General features: G+C 64.4%; 17 protein-coding genes and 1 riboswitch. Of the genes, 9 read left to right on the forward strand and 8 right to left on the reverse strand.

Annotated elements, in window-relative coordinates:
- A partial coding sequence (locus tag LPA37_RS22035) for a hypothetical protein (RefSeq protein ID WP_324251901.1) occupies nt 1-491 on the forward strand: 491 nt, incomplete at its 5' end.
- Between the two features lie 29 nt (nt 492-520).
- Here the strand turns inward: LPA37_RS22035 and LPA37_RS22040 are convergent.
- Nucleotides 521-2,152 (reverse strand): sensor histidine kinase, encoded by a 1,632-nt coding sequence (locus tag LPA37_RS22040; RefSeq protein ID WP_228982676.1) that lies wholly within the window; start codon nt 2,150-2,152, stop codon nt 521-523.
- A 405-nt stretch (nt 2,153-2,557) separates the two neighbouring features.
- On the opposite strand from LPA37_RS22040, the gene LPA37_RS22045 reads away from it, so the two are divergent.
- The gene (locus tag LPA37_RS22045; protein ID WP_228982674.1) at nt 2,558-3,760 is read left to right on the forward strand and encodes an ammonium transporter; all 1,203 of its coding nucleotides are present in this window, start codon (nt 2,558-2,560) and stop codon (nt 3,758-3,760) included.
- Nucleotides 3,761-3,800: 40 nt separating this feature from the next.
- Here LPA37_RS22045 and LPA37_RS22050 read toward each other — a convergent pair whose 3' ends face one another.
- Nucleotides 3,801-4,181, reverse strand: coding sequence for a DUF190 domain-containing protein (locus tag LPA37_RS22050; protein WP_228982668.1), 381 nt, complete (start codon nt 4,179-4,181; stop codon nt 3,801-3,803).
- A gap of 165 nt (nt 4,182-4,346) precedes the next feature.
- A riboswitch (Fluoride riboswitch) is annotated at nt 4,347-4,415 on the forward strand.
- A gap of 76 nt (nt 4,416-4,491) precedes the next feature.
- Between LPA37_RS22050 and crcB the strand changes: the two genes are divergently transcribed.
- Entirely contained in the window at nt 4,492-4,872 is a 381-nt protein-coding gene (crcB, locus tag LPA37_RS22055; RefSeq protein ID WP_228982666.1) for a fluoride efflux transporter CrcB, read from the forward strand.
- A gap of 94 nt (nt 4,873-4,966) precedes the next feature.
- Here crcB and LPA37_RS22060 read toward each other — a convergent pair whose 3' ends face one another.
- Nucleotides 4,967-5,341, reverse strand: a complete 375-nt coding sequence (locus LPA37_RS22060) for a lysozyme inhibitor LprI family protein (RefSeq protein ID WP_229013713.1) — start codon at nt 5,339-5,341, stop codon at nt 4,967-4,969.
- A 370-nt stretch (nt 5,342-5,711) separates the two neighbouring features.
- Complete coding sequence (locus LPA37_RS22065; RefSeq protein ID WP_228982663.1) at nt 5,712-6,473, reverse strand: YoaK family protein; 762 nt, start codon at nt 6,471-6,473, stop codon at nt 5,712-5,714.
- 599 nt (nt 6,474-7,072) lie between these two features.
- Between LPA37_RS22065 and LPA37_RS22070 the strand changes: the two genes are divergently transcribed.
- From LPA37_RS22070 to LPA37_RS22085, 4 genes are all read left to right on the forward strand, one after another.
- A complete protein-coding gene (locus LPA37_RS22070; protein ID WP_228982660.1) occupies nt 7,073-7,909 on the forward strand; it encodes an IclR family transcriptional regulator in 837 nt (278 codons plus the stop codon).
- Nucleotides 7,910-8,351: 442 nt separating this feature from the next.
- Nucleotides 8,352-9,785 (forward strand): MdtA/MuxA family multidrug efflux RND transporter periplasmic adaptor subunit, encoded by a 1,434-nt coding sequence (locus tag LPA37_RS22075; protein ID WP_229013714.1) that lies wholly within the window; start codon nt 8,352-8,354, stop codon nt 9,783-9,785.
- Nucleotides 9,786-9,802: 17 nt separating this feature from the next.
- A complete protein-coding gene (locus LPA37_RS22080; RefSeq protein WP_229013715.1) occupies nt 9,803-12,934 on the forward strand; it encodes an MdtB/MuxB family multidrug efflux RND transporter permease subunit in 3,132 nt (1,043 codons plus the stop codon).
- A gap of 3 nt (nt 12,935-12,937) precedes the next feature.
- A complete protein-coding gene (locus LPA37_RS22085; RefSeq protein ID WP_229013716.1) occupies nt 12,938-16,252 on the forward strand; it encodes an efflux RND transporter permease subunit in 3,315 nt (1,104 codons plus the stop codon).
- Between the two features lie 41 nt (nt 16,253-16,293).
- On the opposite strand, the gene LPA37_RS22090 is transcribed toward LPA37_RS22085, so the two are convergent.
- The 3 genes from LPA37_RS22090 to LPA37_RS22100 form a co-directional block, all read right to left on the reverse strand.
- Nucleotides 16,294-16,764: a hypothetical protein gene (locus LPA37_RS22090; protein ID WP_229013717.1), complete on the reverse strand. Its 471-nt coding sequence runs from the start codon at nt 16,762-16,764 to the stop codon at nt 16,294-16,296.
- 125 nt (nt 16,765-16,889) lie between these two features.
- A complete protein-coding gene (locus LPA37_RS22095; RefSeq protein ID WP_228982648.1) occupies nt 16,890-17,453 on the reverse strand; it encodes a peroxiredoxin in 564 nt (187 codons plus the stop codon).
- Between the two features lie 79 nt (nt 17,454-17,532).
- Complete coding sequence (locus tag LPA37_RS22100; protein WP_229013718.1) at nt 17,533-18,858, reverse strand: EAL and HDOD domain-containing protein; 1,326 nt, start codon at nt 18,856-18,858, stop codon at nt 17,533-17,535.
- Nucleotides 18,859-19,159: 301 nt separating this feature from the next.
- Here LPA37_RS22100 and LPA37_RS22105 point away from each other — a divergent pair, with 301 nt between their 5' ends.
- Nucleotides 19,160-20,986: a putative bifunctional diguanylate cyclase/phosphodiesterase gene (locus tag LPA37_RS22105; RefSeq protein WP_228982644.1), complete on the forward strand. Its 1,827-nt coding sequence runs from the start codon at nt 19,160-19,162 to the stop codon at nt 20,984-20,986.
- Nucleotides 20,987-21,071: 85 nt separating this feature from the next.
- The gene (locus tag LPA37_RS22110) at nt 21,072-22,526 is read left to right on the forward strand and encodes an HDOD domain-containing protein (RefSeq protein ID WP_229013719.1); all 1,455 of its coding nucleotides are present in this window, start codon (nt 21,072-21,074) and stop codon (nt 22,524-22,526) included.
- A 144-nt stretch (nt 22,527-22,670) separates the two neighbouring features.
- On the opposite strand, the gene LPA37_RS22115 is transcribed toward LPA37_RS22110, so the two are convergent.
- Complete coding sequence (locus LPA37_RS22115) at nt 22,671-24,059, reverse strand: EAL and HDOD domain-containing protein (protein WP_229013720.1); 1,389 nt, start codon at nt 24,057-24,059, stop codon at nt 22,671-22,673.
- Nucleotides 24,060-24,120 lie beyond the last annotated feature (61 nt).

Below are 24,120 nucleotides of genomic sequence, written 5' to 3' on the forward strand. Positions count from 1 at the left end.
CCCCCTCTCCAAATTTTATCACCTTTATGCCGGGGGGGGGCGCGCGCCCCCCCCGCGCCACTTCCGGGCCAGCCCGCCCCCCCCCATTTGAGACCAGTCTGATTTATCCAAAGAACGCGCTTTCCTATAGTCGCCGGTCGACTTTTGAGAGCCTTTCGATGGAACTGACAGACTGGATCGTTATCCTCGCGGTCGCGTTGATGGCGATCGCATTTTTCTGCCTGCGCGCGCCCACCGCCTGGTCGCTCGAAAACCGCATGCGACGCCTCACTGGAACGCGTCTGCTCCTGCAGGCCGCCATCGCGCTGTGGTTAGCGCTGCTGCTCGTTCAGCGCGGCGTGTTTTCGTTCGACGACGTCGCCGGGCTGCGTCCCGCGCCGCACGTCGTCATCGCCTGTGCATTGATTCTGGCCGCCGCCGCATGTTACTGGTCCGTGCGCGGCACCCGTCTGCTGAAACCCCGCCAGCTCTTCGCAACACCCTGGCGTTAGACACTGAAAGCGCGCGGTACCTTCGCACGTCAGGTTTTCGCCTCGCTGACGATGCTTTCCGGCGCATCGCGCGTCACCTGCTCCGCCTCCGGCAACGACAGATAAAACGTCGTGCCGACGCCTTCCGCCGATTCCGCCCAGACGCGGCCGCCGTGCCGCTCCACCATCCGCCGTACAAGTGCGAGGCCGATTCCTTCGCCAGGCGCGACGTTGCCGTGCAGCCGCTGGAACGCGCCGAACAGTCGCGGCAGCGCGACTTCCGCGATGCCAAGCCCGTTGTCCTTCACGTAGAAAATCCGTAGCGAATGCACGCCCGGCGGCCCGGCAGTCGTGCCGATCTCGATGCGCCCTGCCCGCACCGGGTCCAGATAATTCACCGCGTTGCCGATCAGGTTGCCGAACACCTGTTCAAGCGCGGTCGCGTCGCCCCAGACCGTCGGCAGTTCGCGCACCACGATCTGCGCGCCGCGCGAGCGGATCGATACCTGCATCGCATCGATCACGCGCTGCACGATATCGCCGACGTCGACGTGCTGATGCCGGTACTCGACGCGCCCCACGCGCGAAAGCCGCAGCAGCGCGTCGATGATGTGCGACGCGCGCAGCACGGCCGTCTGCAGATAACGTAGCGCCTCGCTGATGTCCTGGTCGATGAGATGCCCGATGTGCGCGCGCTGCGCGTCGGTCAGCGACGACGCGCGCACCGCCGCGCGCAGGTCGTCGCACGCGTGGATCAGTTCCTTCGAAAACCCCTGCAGGTTGACGAGTGGCGAGCGCAGATCGTGCGACACGCTGTGAATGAACATCTCGTTTTCCTGCGTCTGCTGGCGCAGCGTTTCGTTGATGCGGGCAAGCTCGCCGGCGCGGCGCGCGAGATCCGACTGAAAGCGTGCCTGCATGCGGTCAGCGTCGAGAAGCCGCCGGCTGGTGTCGTGCAACGCGGCATCGAGCCGCGCGATCTCGTCGGTGCCCGGGGTGAGCGGCGCGAGCGGCTGGTTTTGCGCAAGACGCCGCGCATTGCCGGTCAACGCGGCGAGCCGGCCGCGCAGGCCGCGCGCGAGCAGCACGAACGCGATCGCCACGAACAGGATCGAACCGGTCACCGCCGCGACAACCAGCATCTGCTGACGCCCGCGCGCGCGCGCCGCTGCTTCCGTGCGCGCGACGTCGAGCCGCCGCTCCTCCTGCTGGAACGCGGCCACCTGCGTGCGCACCTGATCGAGCACAGCTTCGGCGCCCGGATCGCGAAAACGTTCGAGCACGTCGGCGCGGCGCCCGGAGCGCAGCAGGTCCTGAATCCGGTCGGACCATTGCCGGTACGACTGGATCGCCTGACGGATCCGCACCGCGCGTTCCACCTGCGACGGGTTGTCGGCGACCAGTTCGACGAGCTGGTCGATCCGGCGGTCGATGTCCATCCACATCGCGATCGGCGTGGCCGCGCCGGCGTCACCGCCGACGGCCGAACCGCGCAGGCGCACCGATTCGAACTGCACGGGTTCGAGGATCGCGGTGGTCTGGCGCAGCACGACCTGACTGTGCAGCGCCCAGCGTTCGGCATCGGTCGCATCGGCCTGCGCCTCGACGACGCCCGCCAGCAGCGCGAGTTCGAACAGCGCGGGAATCGCGATCAGCAACAGGCCTTTGGTAGTCAGTCTCATGCGCGCGAAAGGAAAAACTGTACGTAGCGGACGCTGCGTTGCGACGGCCATTATGTCGGCGTTTGCACGGGATGACAAAGGCACGACATGCGCGTCGCGAGGCACCGGGTTTCAGATGTCCCTTCCCACAACCGGGCATCGTCACTCACAGCCGTTACCAAACCGAATAAATGCGTAAACAAAATCGAAAATATCGCCCCGATATGGGACGTTCAGCGCCCGGTTTCGAGAATCAAGCACATAAATGGTGCGTACACGCCACCACTCGAACCAGCGAGAAGATCATCCGTGAAACCGGGAAAACCATGCTGGTGCCCGCATGCACCGAGATCGTCAATGTCAGGCCCTTCTTTGGCCCATTTCTTGCGTTCCGTGCCCGTTTTTTGCGCAAATCGGGACTTACGGATGGAAAGCTTGAAAACCGGCACCGACACGCTGTTCCTGCTGATCGGCGCCGCCATGGTGCTCGCGATGCACGCGGGCTTCGCGTTTCTCGAACTTGGCACGGTACGAAAAAAGAATCAGGTCAACGCGCTCGTGAAGATCCTCGTCGACTTTTCGGTATCGACGATCGCCTATTTCTTCATCGGCTACACGATTGCGTACGGGGTGCAGTTCTTCGAACCGGCCGATCTTCTCGCGGCCCACAACGGCTATGCGCTCGTGCGCTTCTTCTTTCTGCTGACTTTCGCGGCCGCCATTCCGGCGATCGTCTCGGGCGGTATCGCCGAGCGCTCGAAATTCAACCCGCAACTCTTCGCGACGTTCGTGCTGGTCGGTTTCATCTACCCGTTTTTCGAGGGCATCGTGTGGAACGGGCGGTTCGGGATCCAGAGCTGGATCGCCGCGACGTTCGGCGCGCCGTTCCACGATTTCGCGGGCTCGGTGGTGGTGCATGCGTTCGGCGGCTGGGTCGCCCTGCCCGCGGTGCTGCTGCTCGGCGCGCGCCACGGACGCTATCACCGCGACGGCCGTATCGCCGCGCATCCGCCGTCGAATATTCCATTCCTCGCGCTCGGCGCGTGGGTGCTGACGGTCGGCTGGTTTGGCTTTAACGTGATGAGCGCACAGACCGTCGACAAGATCAGCGGCCTGGTCGCTGTCAATTCGCTGATGGCGATGGCCGGCGGCACGCTGACGGCCTGGCTTGCCGGCCGCAACGATCCGGGCTTCACGTATAACGGTCCGCTCGCCGGGCTCGTCGCGGTGTGCGCCGGGTCCGACGTCATGCACCCGCTCGGTGCGCTGGTGACGGGCGGCATCGCGGGCGCGCTCTTCGTCTATATGTTCACGTGCGTGCAGAACCGCTGGAAGATCGACGACGTGCTCGGCGTGTGGCCGCTGCACGGCCTGTGCGGTGCATGGGGCGGCATCGCCGCGGGCATTTTCGGGCTGCACGCGCTCGGCGGACTCGGCGGCGTGTCGTTCGGCGCGCAGATTGTCGGCACGCTGGGCGGCATCGTGGTGGCTTCGCTTGGCGGCACGCTCGTCTACGGTGCGATTCGCATGACCGTCGGGCTGCGCCTCGATCAGGAAGACGAGTTCAACGGCGCCGACCTGTCCATTCACCGGATCACGTCGACGCCAGAACGCGAGACCGCCGGCTGAACGCGGCCCGGCTGCCGGATCGAGCGCATCGGGCGCCCGTTCAATGCGCCGGGCGGTGCACGCGATGAAACAGCGAAGACAGTTTCGTCCGGCGCGGCGCCGGCAGGTCTCCTCCCAGCACGCCGAAGTCGATCGGGCAGCGCGTGTAGAACACGTGGAGGTTTTCGCGGCGGATTGCGTCGAGCATGAGTTCCGACTCGATTTCCGTGACCGCGAAAATGACCTGCATCGGCTGGTCGGTCAGTTCGAAAAAGCGCGCGGCATGGTGCACGCCCGCGTGGCTGACGCCCTCGGCCGCCGCGATGACGGTCGCGCCCTGAATGCCGGCGTGCTTCGCCTTCGCAAGCAGCCAGTCGATCACCGGTTGCCGGCCGTGCCGGTGGTTCTGCTCGGTGTAGAAAGTGAGTTGGTAGCCCTTCATGAACGGTCTCCGGCAAGGAGCGATGTTCCGGCGGTGGGCCCGTCGGCGAGGCGAAAATCGCATCGGCGGCGGCCGTCGTTTCATTCTAGTTTACGCCTTCCGTGTTGCTGTGCCGATCCGCACGAAGGCCGCCGCGACCCGCTGACGCGGCGCCCCGGTGATAGACTGCGGGCCGGAGATGGCATTCTCCGTTGTCCCTAAACCGCCCTTGTGGCTGATGATGCCTGCCCTCGTCCGGGAAACCGGCGGGCAGTGCCATGTCTGCCCGCATACGCCCCGGTTTACCGACCTGCCTGGATCTCTAACAACAATGTATCTGTCCATTCTTGCTGTCGGCATCGGCGGCGCACTCGGTTCACTGCTTCGCTGGGTTCTCGGTCTGCGGCTCAATGCCGTGCTGCCTGCGCTGCCGCTCGGCACGCTCGCGGCGAACATCCTCGCTGGATATGTGATTGGCCTCGCCATCGCGGTATTTGCGCGATATCCGGGCATCGCGCCCGAATGGCGGCTCTTCGTGATCACCGGCTTGATGGGCGGACTATCGACGTTCTCGACGTTTTCCGCCGAAGTCGTCGGCCATCTGCAGCAGGGCCGGCCCGGCTGGGCCGCCGCCGAGATAGCCATTCACGTCGGCAGTTCGCTCGCCATGACGCTGCTCGGCCTCGGCACCGTCGCGCTCGTCACGCGGTAAGTCCGGGCATCGCCTTCGCCCGGGTGTGTGCGTGTCCGGAACGCGCTGCCCGCCGGTACGCTGGTTCGTGTTCGTGTTCGTGTTCGTGTTCGCGCTAGAACGGTCCGCGGCTTTTCAGCTGTTCGTACTCGCGTTTCAGCACGTCGATGCGCTTCGTGTACGAGGCCCGCAGACAGCGCCGGTCACCACGGCAAGCCGCGCGCTCGTGCAGCCAGGCGCGCTGCTCGTCCTGCATGTCGCCGCGTGCGCCCATGGCGACGAGACCCGTCAGCGTGCCATAACGCACCGCCATTTCCACATCCATCTCGCTCAACTGCCGCGACCGGCAGATCGCGCGCTCGTCGGGCTGTTTCGCCTGCCCGCAGTCGAAACTCGCCGCATGCGCAGCCGGCATCGGCAACGTGACGAAAAACGTCGCGAACAGATAACGGAACAGGTGGCGATTCAGCGTTAATGAGCGATCAGACATTGAACGACCATCCGGACCGGAAGCGAGGAACATGTAGTGTAAAGCCTCTTTCCCCGCCCTTTGCGACGCGGCATGGGCATGTCATTGTTCGCTTTTCCCAACCAGTGTTTTCGACCGGACGGCCTGTATCCCCGCCGCGATGCACTGTAACCTTCGATGCACTGGTTATCGAACGGCTGACCTCCCGGGTCGGCCATTTTTGCGAACGAAGGACAACGCCTCCATACCCTGTCTGTCCTTTTCCTGTCGCGGGCACGGCTTGATGCCGTGCCTTCTTTTTTTCACAGATGCGTTCGCATTGTTCCGGCGTCGACGGTTTCACCTGCACGTATGCGACAACGACCCGGCACCGGCTGCAAAGACCGCCGTCTCAGAACCGCCCGCGACGGCGCAACGATGCAAGATCGTCACCGAGAGGCACCCCGGCGAACGTCAGGAGCACGGCGGCCAGCGGCACTGTCGCGACGAAGCCGAACTGCTTGAACCCGAATGCGCCTGTAATGCCTCCGGCCAGAAACATGCCGAGCAGGGAAGCAAACAGCGTGAGCTTGCGGCGATCGGCGCGGACATAGTGCGGAGCGGTCAGCGGTGTGCCGCGATTCCAGTAGAGGCCCTTGCCCAGCTCGATTCCGATATCGGTCACCAGACCCGTCATGTGCGTGGTCCGGATTTCAGCCTTCGAGATCTTCGTGATCATCGCGTTCTGAAGGCCCATCACAAAACACAGCAGCGCAACCGTCGTCGGTATGTAAAAGACACGGTGTGCTTCGAGGTTTGCACCCAGCAACCCGAAACAGAGCAACAGGATCGCCTCTAGCAGCAGCGGCGTCGCGTAGATGCTCCTGGCGCGATGCAGGCGTCCCCAGTTGATCAGCACGGCGGAGGTCGCGGCACCGGCCAGAAAAGAGGCCACGGATCCCGCCGCGGAAACGACGAATGCCACCTGCCCGAGAATCAGGTTGTCCGCGAGCGAAGAGACGATCCCCGACATATGAGACGTGTATTGACCGACGGCCAGAAAGCCGCCGGCATTCGCGGCACCGGCGACGAACGCGAGCGCGCATCCCAGCCGCCGGTTTGAGCTGTCCGTGCGGGCGGGCGAGGTGAACGCCCGGAGATAGTTGATCGGCATGATGGTGATCCGTTCCCGAAACAATGTCCGCGCGGAGCCCACACTGCCGGCGCGGCGGCTGAATTGCCTGCCAGTCTACCAGTCGCCTGCGCCTCGCCCCCGCCAGGACAGCGACGGACCGGGGCGAAATATCAGAAATGGGCGAACCGAACCTTGTGCGAATCTGGTTTTACCAGCGCAGGCCAAAAAAAAGGCGTCACGTAACCGTGACGCCTTGAAAAGTTCTAGCCATTCCGAGGGCCGTGCTAGAACCTGAGAGACGGGATCCGAAATTCGAACGCTCCCATCAGGCTCTGCCTAAACCCTTAAGCTCCAGCCTGAACCCGCACCCGGTGCCGTTCAGCCACGCGACGAAAAGATTCGAAACAAAGATGAGTAGATCGTCTTTCGAAATGAAATTCCATTTTTTATGTTTATGCTGACCAAGTCAAGCAAAAAGTATCCCACGTCTGCGTGCCCACACCGAGCCTTCCGATACAATGAATCATCATAAGAAACCGCTGAATACTCCACTTGAAAAGGTTTGCAGGGATTTTGTGTTATCCGTACGCCCGGTCGATTAAAGCAATTAAATTGAAATACAGTTCCATAAAAACGACATGAACAAGCGACAAACGTCTATCGGCAACGCCGATCCCCTTCAGGAAAAAGAAGGTTCCGGCGACGAAGTGACAGCACTGGCACGCGGTCTGACGGTCCTCCGGCGGATCGCCGCCGCCGATGCGCCGCTCAGCAACCGCGAGCTCACCGAACTCACCGGCATTCCGAAGCCGACCGTCTCGCGCATCACCGCCACGCTCGTCGGCGCGGGCTACCTGTTCCGCCTGCCGGACAGCGAGCGCTTCGTGCTGACCTCCTCGGTGCTCGAACTGAGCAACGGTTTTCTGCGTAATTTCGATATCCGCGCCCGCTCACGTCCCTTCCTGATCGAGCTGGCCGAACGGACCGCTCTTTCGGTGCATCTCGCCGTGCGCGACCGGCTCGACATGGTCGTGATCGACGCGATCCGGCCACGCTCGGCGGTGCTCGTATCGCGTCTCGAGGTGGGTTCGCGGATGGACATGTGCCGCACGGCCGTCGGCCGGGCGTATCTGGCGGCGCTCAGCGAACCGGAACGCGAAAGACTGCTCGTCGGCGTGCAGGCCGCGACCGGCGATGACTGGGGCCATCTGGGCAACCGGCTGCATACCGCGTTGCGGGAAACCGCCTTCCGCGGCTACGCGATCGCCGTGGGCGAATGGCACGAAGGGCTGAACGCGATCGCGGCCGGCTTCGTCGGGCCCTCGGGCGAGCGCTACGCAGTCAATTGCGGGGGTTCCGCGCACCAGTGCCCACGCGAATGGCTGATGGAGCGCGCGGCACCCGCCCTTCTCGAATGCATCGAGAAAATCGTCCACGAAGTGGGAGGCACGCCCGGCCGCCGGCTCGACAACTGAGCACCCCGTCACACGTCGAACCCAGGGCGCGGACCCAACGCTCCGGCCTTGCACTTCTCTAACCAGGGTAATCAAACGAAAAATACGTCGCTGGACTGTAACAAGGGGCGGGACGTAGCATCATGCTTTCGGCCGCGACGGCACGCGCCGCCGCCCGACCTGGCCCGGCCATCGCGAACGCGTCGCGCGCTACCCGGCGTTGCATTTTCATGGTCGCCGAACATTACACGTGTAACCTCTTTTCCGCGCGCCTCGCGTAGCATCGCGCAGGCACAGACATCAACGTATCAGCCGGGGCGTACGAGCCGGCACAGCACGTGCCCGGCACCGCACGCGGAATGCCTGCCGGCAGCCTGTTACCGATGATGTCGTGCATGCGCCGGGTAACGCGCCGCGCGCCAATCCATATTTCCGATTCCACGCCAGCCACCTGACCGAACCGATGGACGAACAACAAAAGCATCCGGAAACGCCACGCCCTCATGACTCCGCTCAACGACCGGCCGGTGCCGCTGGCACACCCGGCGGTCCGGGCGGATCCGGCAACGGCACGCCGCCCACGCCGAAGCGGCACCGCGGCCGCGTGATCGCCGCGATCGCCGCGATCGTCGCGGTCGTGGTGATCGCGGGCATCGTACTGGTGCGCTGGCATCCGTGGGGCAGCGCGAGCGGCGCCACGGCCGCCGGCGCCAGTGGTGCCGGTGGCGCGAGCGGCGCACGTGCTGGTCGCGGCGGTCGCGGCGGCAATGCCGCCAATGTGCCGCAGCCGGTACACGTCGCCACGGCGACGCAGGGCGAAATGCCCGTGGTGCTCACCGCGCTCGGCACGGTCACGCCGCTTGCGAACGTCACGGTTCGTACCCAGCTGAGCGGCATCCTGCAGACCGTCGCGTTCCGGGAAGGCCAGATGGTTAAAAAGGGCGACGTGCTCGCGCAGATCGATCCGCGTCCCTACCAGATCTCGCTTGAGAACGCCGAGGGCACGCTCGCGAAAGACCAGGCGCTGCTGCAGACCGCCCGCCTCGATCTGAAGCGCTACCAGACGCTGCTCTCGCAGGATTCGATCGCGAGGCAGCAGGTGGACACGCAGGCGTCGCTCGTCAAACAGTACGAAGGCACGGTCAAATCGGACCAGGCGAACATCGATACCTTCAAGCTCGATCTCGTCTATGCGCGCATCACGGCGCCGGTCTCGGGCCGGGTGGGCCTGCGCCAGGTCGATCCGGGCAACTACGTGACTCCGGGCGATACGAACGGCATCGTCGTCATTACGCAGCTTCAACCGATCAGCATTCTGTTCACGACGTCCGAAGACAATCTGCCGGCCATCACGAAGCAGATGCGCACGGGCACGAAGATGTCGGTCACGGCCTATGACCGCAGCAATACGACGTCGCTCGAAGCGGGCTACCTCGAAACCGTTGACAACCAGATCGACACCACCACCGGCACGGTCAAGCTGCGCGCGATGTTCCAGAACCCGAACAACCTGCTGTTCCCGAACCAGTTCGTCAATACGCGCCTGCTCGTCAACGCCATCAAGGATGCCGTCATCGTGCCGACGTCGGCGGTACTCAACGGTTCGATGGGACAATTCGTGTATGTGGTCAAGCCGGACAACACGGTCACCGTGCGGCAGGTAAAGGTCGGGCCGGTGGACGGAGAGCGCACCAGCATCCAGTCCGGCCTGCAGGTCGGCGAGCGCGTCGTGATCGACGGTTCTGACCGCCTGCGTGAAGGCGCGAAAATCACAATTCCGGCTGCTTCGGGCGCGGCCGGTGCGTCGGCTGCGTCGGGTACGGCCCACGCATCGGGTGCTGCCGCTGCATCGGGCGCGCGCCGTCACAAGCACGCGTCACAGGCGTCGGCGGAATAAGGCACGGCTGATACCGAATGAATCCATCCCGCGCTTTTATCCTGCGCCCGGTCGGCACCGCCCTGCTGATGGCGGCGATCATGCTGGTCGGGCTCGTCGCGCTGCGCTTCCTGCCGCTGTCGGCGCTGCCGGAAGTCGACTACCCGACGATCCAGGTGCAAACCTTCTACCCGGGCGCTAGCCCGGACGTGATGACGTCGTCGGTCACCGCGCCGCTCGAACGGCAGTTCGGGCAGATGCCGTCGTTGAACCAGATGTCGTCGCAAAGCTCGGCCGGCTCGTCGATCATCACGCTGCAGTTCAGCCTCGACCTGCCGCTCGACATCGCCGAGCAGGAAGTCCAGGCCGCGATCAACGCGGCGGGCAACCTGCTGCCGTCCGACCTGCCCGCGCCGCCGATCTACGCGAAGGTGAATCCGGCCGACGCGCCGATCATCACGCTCGCGATCACGTCGAAGACGCTGCCATTGACACAGGTCCAGGATCTGGCCGACACGCGTCTCGCGCAGAAAATCTCGCAGGTGGCGGGCGTGGGTCTCGTGAGCCTCTCGGGCGGCCAGCGGCCGGCGGTGCGGATTCAGGCGAACCCGCGTGCGCTCGCGTCGTACGGCCTGAATCTGGACGACCTGCGCACCACGATTTCGAACCTGAACGTGAACACGCCGAAGGGCAATTTCGATGGCCCGACGCGCGCGTACACGATCAACGCCAACGACCAGTTAACTGACGCCGACGCGTACAAGAGCGCGGTCGTCGCGTACAAGAACGGCCGTCCGGTCATGCTGACGGATGTCGCGACCATCGTGCAGGGCGCGGAGAACACGAAACTCGGCGCGTGGGTCGACAACACGCCGGCGATCATCCTGAACGTGCAGCGCCAGCCGGGTGCGAACGTGATCCAGGTGGTCGACAACATCAAGAAGCTGCTGCCGCAGTTGCAGCAGTCGCTGCCCGCGGCGCTCGACGTCGAGGTCGTCACCGACCGCACCACCACGATCCGCGCGTCCGTGCGCGACGTGGAGTTCGAGCTGCTGATGTCGGTCGTGCTGGTCGTGCTCGTGATGTACCTGTTCCTCGCGAACATCTACGCGACGATCATTCCGAGCCTGTCGGTGCCGCTTTCGCTGATCGGCACGCTCGCCGTGATGTACCTGTGCGGCTTCTCGCTCGACAACCTCTCGCTGATGGCGCTCACCATCGCGACCGGCTTCGTCGTGGACGACGCGATCGTGATGATCGAAAATATCGCACGTTACGTGGAAGAAGGCGATCCACCGCTCGAAGCGGCGCTAAAGGGCTCGAAGCAGATCGGCTTCACGATCATCTCGCTGACGGTTTCGCTGATCGCGGTGCTGATTCCGCTGCTCTTCATGGGCGACGTGGTCGGGCGCCTGTTCCATGAGTTCGCGATCACGCTGGCGGTGACGATCGTGATTTCAGCGGTGGTGTCGCTCACGCTCGTGCCGATGATGTGCGCGAAGCTGCTGCGTCACACGCCGCCCAAGGAGAGCCATCGCTTCGAGGCGAAGGCGCACCGGTTCATCGATTACGTGATCGGCCGTTACGCGGTCGCGCTCACATGGGTGCTGGATCGCCAGCGCTCCACGCTCTTCGTCGCCCTGCTCACGCTCGTCTTCACCGCGCTGCTCTACGTGGTGATTCCGAAGGGCTTCTTCCCGGTGCAGGACACGGGGGTGATCCAGGCGATCACGCAGGCGCCGCAGTCGGTGTCGTATCAGTCGATGGCCGAGCGCCAGCAGGAACTCGCTACCCAGATCCTGAAAAATCCGGATGTGGCAAGCCTCACGTCGTTCATCGGGGTGGACGGCAGCAACATCACGCTCAACAGCGGCCGGATGCTGATCAACCTGAAGCCGCGCGACGACCGCAGCAACACCGCGAGCCAGGTGATCCGCCAGTTGCAGCAGGACGTCGCGCATATTCCGGGCGCGTCGCTCTACATGCAGCCGGTGCAGGATCTGACCATCGATTCGACCGTGAGCCCGACGCAATACCAGTTCCTGCTGACCGATCCGAATATCACCGAGTTCGCGACGTGGGTGCCGAAGCTTATCGACCGGCTCAAGCAGTCGCCCGAACTCGCGGACGTCGCCACCGACCTGCAGGAAAACGGACAGTCGGTGTACGTCGAAATCGATCGCGCGACGGCCGCGCGTTACGGCATCACGCCGGCCACGGTCGACAACGCGCTTTACGACGCGTTCGGCCAGCGCATCATCTCGACGATCTTCACGCAGTCGAACCAGTACCGCGTGATTCTCGAAGCGCAGCCGACGATGCAGCATTACATCGATTCGCTCAATTCGATCTATCTGCCCTCTTCCACCTCGACGGGCGGCCAGGTGCCGCTCAATTCGATCGCAAGCTTCCACGAGCGACCCGCGCCGCTCCTCGTCACGCATCTGGGCCAGTTCCCCGCTACTACCGTGTCGTTCAACCTCGCGCCCGGCGCATCGCTTGGCGCGGCGGTGAAGGCGATCGATCAGGCGGAAAAAGAGATCGCCCTGCCCGCTTCGTTCCAGACGCGTTTCCAGGGCGCGGCGCTCGCGTTCCAGGCGTCGCTGTCGAACGAACTGTTCCTGATACTCGCCGCGATCGTGACGATGTATATCGTGCTCGGCGTACTGTACGAGAGCTTCATCCACCCGATCACGATTCTCTCGACGCTGCCGTCGGCCGGTCTCGGCGCATTGCTCGCGCTCCTCATCACCGGTCACGATCTGGACATCATCGGCATCATCGGCATCGTGCTGCTGATCGGCATCGTGAAGAAGAACGCGATCATGATGATCGACTTCGCGCTCGAAGCCGAACGCGAACAGGGCAAATCGCCGCGCGAGGCGATCTATCAGGCGTGTCTGCTGCGTTTCCGCCCGATCCTGATGACGACGCTGGCCGCCCTCCTCGGCGCGCTGCCGCTGATGCTAGGAACCGGCGCCGGTTCCGAGCTGCGCCGTCCGCTCGGTATCGCGATCGCGGGCGGTCTGATCGTGAGCCAGCTGCTCACGCTCTTCACGACGCCGGTCATCTATCTCGGCTTCGATTCGCTCGCGCGGCGCGTGCGCACGCGCTTTCACCGTGACGATGCGCCGAACGACGCGCCGCCGGCCACCGATGCGGGGAACTGAGCGATGAACCTGTCGCGTCCGTTCATTTCCCGGCCCGTCGCGACGACGCTGCTCGCGATCGGGATCGCGCTCGCCGGCAGCTTCGCGTTCGTGAAGCTGCCGGTCGCGCCGCTGCCGCAGGTCGATTTCCCGACGATCTCGGTGCAGGCGAGCCTGCCGGGTGCCAGCCCGGAAACCGTCGCGACGAGCGTCGCGAGTCCGCTGGAGCGGCATCTCGGCTCGATCGCGGACGTCTCCGAAATGACCTCGACGAGTTCGGTCGGTTCCGCGCGCATCGTCCTGCAGTTCGGTTTGAACCGCGACATCGACGGCGCCGCGCGCGACGTGCAGGCCGCCATCAACGCGGCGCGCGCCGACCTGCCCGCGAGCCTGCGCAGCAACCCGACGTATCACAAGGTCAACCCGGCCGACGCGCCGATCCTCATCCTCGCGCTTACGTCGAATACGCTGCCGGCGGGCCAGCTCTACGATTCGGCGGCGACTGTCCTGCAGCAGTCGCTGTCGCAGGTCGACGGCGTGGGCGAAGTCGACGTGAGCGGCTCGACCAATCCGGCGGTGCGCGTCGAGCTCGAACCGCAGATGCTGTTCCACTACGGCATCGGGCTCGAGGACGTGCGCGCGGCGCTCGCCGCCGCGAACGCGAACAGCCCGAAGGGCTCGATCGAGTTCGGCCCGAACCACGTGCAGCTGTACACCAACGATCAGGCAACCAAAGCCGCGCAGTACAAGGATCTGGTGATCGCCTACCGCAACGGCGCGGCGGTGCATCTGTCCGACGTCGCCGAAGTCGTCGATTCGGTCGAGGACCTGCGCAATCTCGGTCTCATCAACGGCCGGCGCGCGGTGCTCGTGATCCTGTACCGCCAACCCGGCGCGAACATCATCGAGACGATCGATCGCGTGAAGGCGATGCTGCCGCAACTGAAAGCATCGCTGCCCGCCGACGTCGACGTGATCCCGACCTCCGACCGTTCGACCACGATCCGCATGTCGCTGAGGGACACCGAGCGCACGCTGATCATCGCGGTCGCGCTCGTCGTGATGGTCGTGTTCCTGTTCCTGCGCAACTGGCGCGCGACGCTGATTCCGAGCGTCGCGGTGCCGATCTCGATCATCGGCACGTTCGCCGCGATGTACCTGCTCGGCTTTTCGATCGACAACCTCTCGCTGATGGCGTTGACGATCGCGACGGGCTTCGTGGTCGACGATGCGATCGTCGTGCTGGAGAACATTTCGCGGCACATCGAAAGCGGCATGCCGCGCATGAAGGCCGCGCTTCTCGGCGCGCGCGAGGTCGGCTTCACGGTGATGTCGATCAGCATCTCGCTCGTCGCGGTGTTCCTGCCGATCCTGCTGATGGGCGGCATCGTCGGGCGTCTGTTCCGCGAATTCGCGATTACGCTTTCGCTCGCGATCGGCGTGTCGCTGATCGTCTCGCTGACGCTCACGCCGATGATGTGTTCGCGCCTGCTCGAGGAGCATCACGAGAAAAAGGAAGAAGGCCGCTTCGGGCGCTGGCTCGAACGGGGCTTCACGGCGATGCACCGCGGCTACGAGCGCACGCTCGGCTGGGCGCTGCTACATCCGCGCCTGATCGCGACGATCCTGATCGCGACGATCGGCCTGAACGTGTGGCTCTATATCATCATCCCGAAGGGCTTTTTCCCGCAGCAGGACACCGGGCGGCTGGTTGGCGGTATTCAGGCCGACCAGAGCACGTCGTTCCAGGCGATGAAGGTCAAGTTTTCGCAGATGATGGCGATCGTGCAGAAGAATCCGGCGGTCGACAGCGTGGTCGGGTTCACGGGCGGGCGGCAGACCAATTCGGGTTTCATGTTCGTCACGCTCAAGCCGAAGAGCGAGCGCGGTCTTTCCGCCGACCAGGTCATCCAGCAGATGCGCGGGCCGCTCAGCAGCGTCGCGGGCGCGCGCACGTTCCTGCAGGCGGTGCAGGACATCCGCGTGGGCGGCCGGCAGTCGAACGCGCAGTACCAGTTCACGCTGCTGTCCGATTCGACCGCCGATCTCTACAAGTGGGTGCCGAAGCTGACTGAAGCACTCCAGCGTCTCCCGGAACTCGCCGACGTCAACTCCGACCAGCAGCAAGGCGGCCTCGAAGCGATGATCACGATCGACCGGGCCACCGCTGCCCGGCTGAACATCAAGCCGGCGCAGATCGACAACACGCTTTACGACGCGTTCGGCCAGCGCCAGGTGTCGACGATCTACAACCCGCTGAACCAGTATCACGTGGTGATGGAAGTCGCGCCGAAATACTGGCAAAGCCCCGACATGCTGAACCAGATCTGGGTCAGCACGTCAGGCGGCAGCGCAAGCGGCGCGCAGACCACCAACGCGACCGCCGGCACCGTCACGTCGGCGGCAACCAGTACGAGCGCGAAAACCGGTGGAACGGCCGGCACGACCGCTTCGAGCGCGGCCTCGATCGCCGCCGATTCCGCGCGCAACCAGGCGACCAACTCGATCGCCGCGAGCGGCAAGTCGAGCGCATCGTCGGGCGCGGCGGTGTCGACCTCGAAGGAAACGATGATCCCGCTGTCGGCGATCGCGAGCTTCGGGCCGGGCAACACGGCGCTCTCGGTGAATCACCAGAGCCAGTTCGTCGCGTCGACGATCTCGTTCAATCTGCCGCCGGGCAAGTCGCTCTCGGACGCCACCGACGCCATCTACCGGACGATGGCGGAGATCGGCGTGCCGGGCACGGTACGCGGCAGCTTCCAGGGCACCGCGCAGGCGTTCCAGCAGTCGATGTCGGACCAGCCGATCCTGATTCTGGCCGCGCTGGCCGCCGTCTATATCGTGCTTGGGATACTTTACGAGAGCTACATCCATCCGCTGACGATTCTCTCCACGCTGCCTTCGGCGGGCGTCGGCGCACTGCTCGCGCTGCTGCTCTTCAAAACGGAGTTCAGCATCATCGCGCTGATCGGCGTGATTCTGCTGATCGGCATCGTGAAAAAGAACGCGATCATGATGGTGGACTTCGCAATCGAAGCGTCGCGGCAAGGGCTTTCTTCGCGCGACGCGATCTTCCAGGCGTGCCTGCTTCGTTTCCGCCCGATCATGATGACGACCTGCGCGGCGCTGCTCGGCGCGCTGCCGCTCGCCTTCGGCCGCGGCGAAGGCGCAGAGTTGCGCGCGCCGCTCGGCATCTCGATTGTGGGCGGATTGATCGTGAGCCAGATGCTCACGCTCTATACGACGCCGGTCGTCTATCTGTATATGGACCGGCTGCGCGTGCGCTGGGAAGCGCGGCGTGAACGACGTCGCGGCCGCTCGACGCCTGCCGTGGAGTAAATGACGGAACGCGACGCCTTTTCAGGGCGTCGCGCGACTGCTCACCCCTTGAGTTTTTGCGCCGCCGCCAGCACAAGAATTCTCGCCCATTGTCTTGCCTGCCGTTCGCTTGCCATCGGCAGATGCCAGACGGGCTGCCTGGTGTTCCGGACCGTCAGCGCGACCTGCCAGCCGCCTGCTGCGCGCGCGGCCTCGGCCTGAACGAGATCCGCGAAAATAAACTCGCCGACGGCGTCGCCCGTGCGCACCGTCATGAAGCGCTTCGCGGCGGCCAGTTTCAGCTCGCCCCACTCGCCTTTCAGCTCGTGCGTCCAGTCGCCGTCGCGCACGTTGGCGGATACCTCGCGACGGCGTCGCCACCACCACGCGATCGCCAGCAGCAACGCAACGATGACCGTCACGGCCACACCGGTCGCCACGGCGAGACCAAATTGCCGCGACAGAAAATAGAACGCCTGCACCGCGCCGTACACCAGCGCGATCAACGCAAAGAGGACTACCAGAACCGGCATTCGACATCACCTCGATACAAATTCACGCGGCCCGCGGGTGTGAGCGCGCCGGGCCACGAACGCGCGCGGCGTGTACAAAAGGAAAGCGGCGGAATAACCCGCCGCGCGCGATCTGAGCACTACGCTCAGGGCTGCCTGTGCGTGGCGGCCCAGTCCTTCACCGCCTTCAGCGTGTTCGCGACATGCTGGTCCGGCGAAAGGCTCGTGTACTCGTAGATCACCTTGCCGTCGGGCGCGATCACGTACGACACGCGGTTCGCCATCGAGGCATGCATCGGCAACCCGGCATCGTACGCATCGATGATCTTGCTGTTCTCGTCGGCGGCCACGGGGAATTTGCTGCGGCATTCGCTAACCGAGAATTTCGTCAGCGTTTCGATGTTGTCGTGCGAGACGCCGATCACGGTCGCGCCGTATTTCTTGTACTGGTCGACTGCGTCCGCGAATTCATGCGCTTCGATCGTGCAGCCCTTCGTGAACGCCGCCGGGTAGAAGTACAGCACGACGGGGCCCTTCTTCAACGCGTCGGCGAGTGCGTAGGTGTACGTCTTGCCGCCGAGCGATGCCTGCGTCGTGAAGTCAGGCGCGGCGTCGCCCGGCTTCAGCGTCGCGCTGGCGGTGAGCGCATGCAGCGACAGCGCCGCGGACACACAGGCGGCCGCGATCCACGGCCATGTATTTCGTTTCATCACGGGTTTCCTTTCTGGCGACTGACGGACAGCCTGCGGGCACGAATCGAGCCCGATCGCGCATACCGGCGAAGCTGCACTAGTCGTCAGTATGCCCGCCTGTCCACGATGCTGCAGAAAGACTCAATTCAGCCAGCACCTCCGGCGTGAGCCCGGCGAATTCCTGCAGCGGCGTTTCACGTGCGATCGCATCGATGTCCTGGCCCTGCTCGACCGCCTCGGTGATGCGCAGCAGCGTACCGAGCGGCCCCCCGTAATTGACGATAGCGTCGCGAATCTGCGGCGCGAGACCCAGCCGGTCGAGCGTGCTCTCCGGCGTCGAACCGACCACCACGTGCACGAGCGAAAAAATGCCGGTCATGAACGCGGCATCGGCGAACCGGTCATCGGAAGGATGCAGCCAGTTACCCATCAGTTCCATGAAGCGCGAGCGCGTACCCGCGAGCTGCACGAGCGGATCGGAGCGCCACGGCAGCGCGCGGCCGTCGGCGTACAGCAGCAGCTGGGTCCAGCGCGCGATCTGCCGCGTGCCGGTTGCGGTGATCGCCTGGCGCAACGACGAGATTTCGCGGCCGAGCGCGAACGCGCTCGAATTCGCGAGCCGCAGCAGTTGCACGACGACGCCCGGATTGCGCTTCAGTTCGTCTTCGATTTCATTGATGTCGGGCTCGCGGGACAGCAGCGCGAGAAGCCGCAGCAGCGCTTCGCGCGACGAACGCGGACGCGGTGCGGCCAGCACCTGGGGCCGCGCGAAGAAGTAACCCTGGAAGAGATCGAAACCCAGCTCGCTGGCAAGCGCGAAGTCTTCGCGTGTCTCGACTTTTTCCGCGACCAGCGTCTTGCCGAACCTCCGGATCGCCGACACGAGTTCGGGCAGCTTCGCGCGGTCGGTCAGCAGGAAGTCGATCTTGACGATGTCCGCATGCGGCAAAATCGTGATCAGACCATCGGAGAGTTCGACCACGTCGTCCAGCGCGATCTGGAAACCGGCGCGACGCAACTGCGTGAGACGCTTCACCACCTGGGCGTCGAACGTGACGGTCTCGAGGATTTCGAGCACGAAGCGCTCGGGGGACATCACGTGAACAATGTCGTCGAAAAGCATGTCGCGGCCGATGTTCACATAACCGCGATGCTCGCCCAGCACGGCCGGCACGCCGAGCCCGCCAATCGTGCGGGCGACCACGTGAGCGGTGGCTTCGTCGTCGTTGCTGACCTGCGCGAAGTTCTGCTCGCCGGAGCGGAACAGCAGCTCATACGCGGAAAGCGCACCCGAGCGGTCAAGGATCGGCTGACGGCCGAGGAACGCGAACTGGCACGCCGCGACGGTGCCGTCCGGCGCCGGCAAGGCCGCGTCGGTATCGGCACGTGCGATCGTTGATCTGGGCTCGATCGGTTCAGACATGTCTGTTGGCGGGTGGAATTCTGTTGGACCACAGCGCGCACGATCCCCGAGCTTGCGCTTCTCCTGGAACGTTGGCGGATCGACGATATTCGCGCCACTGTAACCGAAACCGGAAATTATTACAGCCCCCATGGAAGCGCTTCCGCTGATCGTCGCTTTTTTGCCGTCCCGGCTAAAGATTTTCGCGCCGGGGTCGTTATCTTGTTCTGAAAGGCGGGCTCGTGTCTCCGAGCCGCGCCCCCGAAAACGGCGGAACCGGTCGTCCGCCAGCAAATGAGAACACGGGTTGCCAGCGACAAACATGGAAGCGAACAGCGTCATCGCGCCCCGCCGGGGCCCTCTGCGCACGGTCATCGACCGGTTACGCATGCTTGGCCGGCGCGCGGACAGGGAAGCCACCGGTCGAGGCAGCCGGCCGTCCGGCGGCGATACCCTCGTGGCCGTCGGCGCCGTGGATTTCCTCGCCCATGTCGACGCCAGCCTCAAGTTCCTGTACGTGTCGGACGCGAGCCTGCGCTTCATCGGCTACCACCGCGAATACCTGCAGACGATCACGCTCCACGATCTGGTCGCCCCTGGCGACGTCGCGAAGCTCGACGCCCTGCTCGCCAGCGCCCGGGACAGCAACACCATCGAAAAAACCACGCTCGACCTCGTGAAGTCGCTGACCTATCCGGTCGCGGTCGAACTGCGCGTGGTACGCAACACGCACGACGGCGTCGACGGCTATGCGATCGCGGGCTTCGACGTTTCGGCCTGGCGCGCGACGGAGGACCGTCTCAATCACGCGCTGCATCACGACCGGTTGACCGGCCTCGCGAACCAGTCCGCCTTGACGCTCGCGCTGCTGCACGCCCAGCAGCAGGCCGACGCGCACGGCTCCAGCGCGGCGCTGCTGCTGCTCGACATCGACGACTATCAACGCGTGAACCGCGCGCTCGGCTACGACGCCGGCGACGAGATGCTGCGCGATACCGCGCGCCGCCTGCAGAACATGATGAACGGCGGCGAGATCCTCGCGCGTGTCGCGAGCGACGAGTTCGCGATCCTGATGCCGCTGATCTCGACGCACCAGAACGCCGCGCTTGCCGCCGAAGCGCTCGCGCGGCGCCTGCTGACCGCCGTCCAGCGGCCATATTCGTTCAACGGCCAGCAGGTGCATCTGTCGGCGAGTGTCGGCATCGCGCTCTACCCTGACGCGCGACATCTGAAGGACACGCCCGCCGACGACAGCCAGTTACTACGCTGCGCCGATCATGCGCTGATGCAGGCCAAGACGTCTGGCGGCAACACGCTCGCGTTCTATATCCCCGACAACAACCCCGCCGACGCCGAACGCCTCAAACTCGAGTCCGATCTCTACGACGGCGTGCGCAACGGCGAGTTCTCGCTACACTTCCAGCCGATCACGAGCAGCCAGACGCATGGCGTCGTCGGCGTCGAGGCGCTGATCCGCTGGCTGCATCCGGTGCACGGTCTCGTGCCGCCATCGATGTTCATCCCGCTCGCCGAATCGGTCGGCCTCATCAACTATCTGGGTAACTGGGTGTTGAAGATCGCGTGCATGCAGCTGATCCAGTGGGACACGCAAGGCATTTCGCTGCAATACGTCGCGGTGAACGTGTCGCCCCAGCAGTTTCGCGATCCGCGCTTTACCGAGAGCGTGCACGAGGCGATCGCGCTCACCGGCATCGACCCGCACCGGCTTGTGTTCGAGATCACGGAAAGCCTGCTGATGCACGACCCGGTGCACGCGAAGGCGTTGCTCGAGGAGATGACCGCGATCGGCATCCGCTTTGCCGTCGACGATTTCGGCACCGGCTATTCGAGCCTCGCGTATCTGCAACGCTTCCCGCTTGCGAAGCTCAAGATCGACCGTAGCTTCGTGGAGAATCTGCTAACCTCGCGAAACGATCAGGCGATCGTTAGCGCGGTTGTCGGACTGGCACAGACACTCAATCTCGAACTCGTCGCCGAAGGCGTCGAAACCGAGGCACAACGTGCCCTTCTGACCGAGATGGGCTGCGATCACATTCAGGGCTGGCTGGTATGCAAGGCGCTGCCGTCGGACGAACTGGCGCAGCGCTTCGAGTCCCGCGCGCTCCGTCTGCATGGCGCGGTGTCCTGATGTACCCGAACTACCCGGAGCCCGGATACCCGGGGCGTACCGGCATGCTGAACACTGGAATACGTATGGCTTTGGCGGGACTTAAATGAAGGCTACGCTGCTGGACAGGCTGTGGTCGCGAATGAACGAGCGCGGGGACTTCCCCATGCTCTCGCACGCGATGCGCACCACCATGTCGGCGATGAACAATGACGAGCTCGATTTCTCCGCGCTCGTGCAAGTCGTGCTGTCGGATTTCGCCCTCACGCAAAAGGTGCTGCGGCTCGCCAATTCGGCGATGTACATGGCGTTCGGCGGCAACATCACGACCGTCACGCGTGCGCTCATGGTGCTCGGCATGGACGCCGTCGGCCATCTGATCGTCGGCCTGAAGCTCGTCGATCACTTCCACCACAGCGTGCCGCGCCGCATCGACGCGAAGCTCGAACTGAACCGCACGATGCTCTCGGGCTGCGTCGCACGCAAGCTCACCGAGCGAGGCGATCTGCGCGCCGGTGAAGAGGCCGTCGTCTGCACGCTGATGCGTCAGGTGGGCAAGCTGCTGGTCGTCTTCTATCTCGATACCGAGTGGGACAAGATCCGCCGCGCAATCGACGCGGGCGTCGATGAAAACCAGGCGTGCAACAACGAACTCGGCGTCACGTTCGACGAAATCGGTCTTGAAGCGGCAACGCGCTGGCGTCTGCCCGACACGATCCGCGCCGGCATGACGACGTACGAAACGCCGGACAATCCGTCGCGCCAGGTACAGTGGCTGCGCGCCATCACCAACTATTCGACCGAAGTCTCGCACGTCCTGACGACGCCGAACATGTCCGACGCGGTGCGCGAAACGAGTATCGCCGAGCTTGCGCACCGCTACGGCCACATGCTCGGCACCGACCCGGAAACACTCGTCGCGATGAGCATCGCGCTCGCCGGCGAAGAGTCCGACGACGGCGTGATGCGCGAGATCGTCGAACTGCGCGCGAACGCCGATGCGATCGCACGCGAAGCGCTCGATCCCGAAGCGCGTATCGCCGCCGGTGTCGAGGACCTGCGTGCGCTGCCTTCCGACAATCCGATCGGCCCGGTGCTCGCGATGGCATCCGAGACCGTTCTGGCAGGGCTCAATTTCACGCGCACGGTCGTGTTCGTGAGGCATGGTGCCGGCTCGTTCAAGGCGCGACTCGGACTCGGTCCGAAGATGGACGCGATGCTGCCGACGCTCGGCTTCACCGCGACGTTCGAACCGGACGTGTTCCATCTGGCGATCGCGAATTCGGTCGGCATTTTCATCGAGAATGCGCGCGACCCGAAGATCATGGCGCGTCTGCCGGCGTGGTTCCGTCGTGCATTCGACGATGCGCGTTCGTTCGTGATCCTGCCCGTCGTGCTGGAAGAGAATCAGTCGACGGTCGCGCTCATGTACGGCGACTGGTCGCATTCGCAGGAACCGCGCAAGATCTCACAGAAAGAGATGGCGGCGTTGAACCAGCTCGCGCGTGAGATGGGACGGTTCTTCGCGCAGTCGCCGAAGAGTGAGATGGAGGTGTTTTAGGTAATGCCGGCAATGCACGGAGTGTTGCCGGCGGCTGGCGGTGGACTGACCGGCTAACGGCTCGCCACCGGCACACGATTGAAGATTGCGAACCGCATCGGCATCCGCATGCAGCGGCCCACTTCCCTGCTTTAATCAAGCTCTTTAATCCTCGATCCGCTCCAGCCCCGCGGCTTCGGCGCTGCTATCCGCAACACCCGCCCACGCGGCCGCGACCAGAGCGAGGCCAGCAATATCACCCGGCGTCAACGCCACGAGCTGCGCGCTCGCGGCTTCCAGATCGCTCCACGCGCCGCGTTCCAGCGCATCGATTGCCGACAGCAGCGCGCCCAGCGCCCCTTCACGACGCAGGATCGCCGCGCGGATCGGACGTGTCAGCATCAGCATGTCGAGCGTGTTGTCCAGCGGCTCGCCGAACACCGCATCCACAAACGAAAACACGCCCGTGAGAAACGCCGCGTCGGCTTCGTCGCGACCTGCTTCGGGCAGACGCTCGATCGCGAGTTCCATGAAACGCGCGCGCGTGGCGGCGAGTTGCAGCAGCGGATCGTCTTCGAGCGACACCTTGCGACCGTCCGCGTAAAGCAGCAGCTGCGTCCAGCGTGCAATGCGGTTCGTGCCCGTCGCGTTGATCGCTTCGCGCAGCGACGTGACCTTGTGGCCGAGACCCAGGCCGCTCGAATTCGCGAGGCGCATCAGATGCATCACGAGCACGGGGTTGAGCTTGAGTTCCGCCTCGAGCTGCGCGACGGTCGGATCGGACGCAAGCAGTTGCAGCAGGTTCAGCAGCGCATGACGCGGCGCGCCGGCGCGGCGCATGCCGTGCGCCTGCGGGCGCGCGAAGAAATAGCCCTGAAAGCGGTCGAAGCCGAGATCGTGCGCCGTCTGAAACGCGGCCGGCGTATCGAGGCCTTTCGCGATCAGGATCTTGCCCGCTGCCTTCAGCACCTTCGCGAGCTTGGGCAGCAACGCGGGTTGTGTGTTGCCAAAATCGATCTTGACGGCATCGGCGTATGGCAGCAGCTTCGCAAAGGTGTCGTCGGGCTGTGTGACGTCGTCCAGCACGAAACGATAACGTTTGCCATGCAGCGCGATCACGCGGCTGACAAGCATGTCGTCGGCAACGAGATCGGGTGGCAGTTCGAGCATGAAGCGGGAGGGTGGCAGCCGGCGCAGCGTCTCGTCGAACAGCATCTCGCGGCTCGCATCGACGTACGCCATATGGCCCGCGAGCGCGCTGCCGGCATCGGGATGCGCCGCGGCCTGAATGACGCGCTTCGCCACCTGCACACGTGCCGCCTGCGCGTCCTTGACGGCCTGCGCGAGCGCTGCGACGTCGTTTTCGCTATCGGTAAAATTCGCGGGATCGGGCTCCGGCACGATCGGGCTACGCACTTTCAGTTCGAAACCGCACAGCATGCCTTCGCGGTCCAGCAAAGGCTGGCGGGCAACATAGACTTCGTCCTGGATTGCGGCTGCCTGCCCTGTGGCGCCCGCTCGCCCATGCGGATCTTCGACTGCGTTGATGGTCATTCCCCGTCCCCTGCAGAGCGTATCGACGCCCCGTTCTACCTGGCTGATTCTGATGTATTTA

The organism is Paraburkholderia gardini, from assembly GCF_907164545.1.
Classification (GTDB): Bacteria; Pseudomonadota; Gammaproteobacteria; order Burkholderiales; family Burkholderiaceae; genus Paraburkholderia; species Paraburkholderia gardini.

What these genes read in the sequence shown, in the direction of transcription:
- LPA37_RS22070 (WP_228982660.1), top strand. Translation starts at nt 7,073, where the DNA reads ATGAACAAGCGACAAACGTCTATCGGCAACGCCGATCCCCTTCAGGAA.
- LPA37_RS22040 (WP_228982676.1), bottom strand. Translation starts at nt 2,152, where the DNA reads ATGAGACTGACTACCAAAGGCCTGTTGCTGATCGCGATTCCCGCGCTG.
- LPA37_RS22080 (WP_229013715.1), top strand. Translation starts at nt 9,803, where the DNA reads ATGAATCCATCCCGCGCTTTTATCCTGCGCCCGGTCGGCACCGCCCTG.
- LPA37_RS22110 (WP_229013719.1), top strand. Translation starts at nt 21,072, where the DNA reads ATGAAGGCTACGCTGCTGGACAGGCTGTGGTCGCGAATGAACGAGCGC.
- LPA37_RS22060 (WP_229013713.1), bottom strand. Translation starts at nt 5,341, where the DNA reads ATGTCTGATCGCTCATTAACGCTGAATCGCCACCTGTTCCGTTATCTG.
- LPA37_RS22075 (WP_229013714.1), top strand. Translation starts at nt 8,352, where the DNA reads ATGGACGAACAACAAAAGCATCCGGAAACGCCACGCCCTCATGACTCC.
- LPA37_RS22090 (WP_229013717.1), bottom strand. Translation starts at nt 16,764, where the DNA reads ATGCCGGTTCTGGTAGTCCTCTTTGCGTTGATCGCGCTGGTGTACGGC.
- LPA37_RS22115 (WP_229013720.1), bottom strand. Translation starts at nt 24,059, where the DNA reads ATGACCATCAACGCAGTCGAAGATCCGCATGGGCGAGCGGGCGCCACA.
- LPA37_RS22050 (WP_228982668.1), bottom strand. Translation starts at nt 4,181, where the DNA reads ATGAAGGGCTACCAACTCACTTTCTACACCGAGCAGAACCACCGGCAC.
- LPA37_RS22100 (WP_229013718.1), bottom strand. Translation starts at nt 18,858, where the DNA reads ATGTCTGAACCGATCGAGCCCAGATCAACGATCGCACGTGCCGATACC.
- LPA37_RS22085 (WP_229013716.1), top strand. Translation starts at nt 12,938, where the DNA reads ATGAACCTGTCGCGTCCGTTCATTTCCCGGCCCGTCGCGACGACGCTG.
- crcB (WP_228982666.1), top strand. Translation starts at nt 4,492, where the DNA reads ATGTATCTGTCCATTCTTGCTGTCGGCATCGGCGGCGCACTCGGTTCA.
- LPA37_RS22045 (WP_228982674.1), top strand. Translation starts at nt 2,558, where the DNA reads ATGGAAAGCTTGAAAACCGGCACCGACACGCTGTTCCTGCTGATCGGC.
- LPA37_RS22105 (WP_228982644.1), top strand. Translation starts at nt 19,160, where the DNA reads ATGGAAGCGAACAGCGTCATCGCGCCCCGCCGGGGCCCTCTGCGCACG.
- LPA37_RS22095 (WP_228982648.1), bottom strand. Translation starts at nt 17,453, where the DNA reads ATGAAACGAAATACATGGCCGTGGATCGCGGCCGCCTGTGTGTCCGCG.
- LPA37_RS22065 (WP_228982663.1), bottom strand. Translation starts at nt 6,473, where the DNA reads ATGCCGATCAACTATCTCCGGGCGTTCACCTCGCCCGCCCGCACGGAC.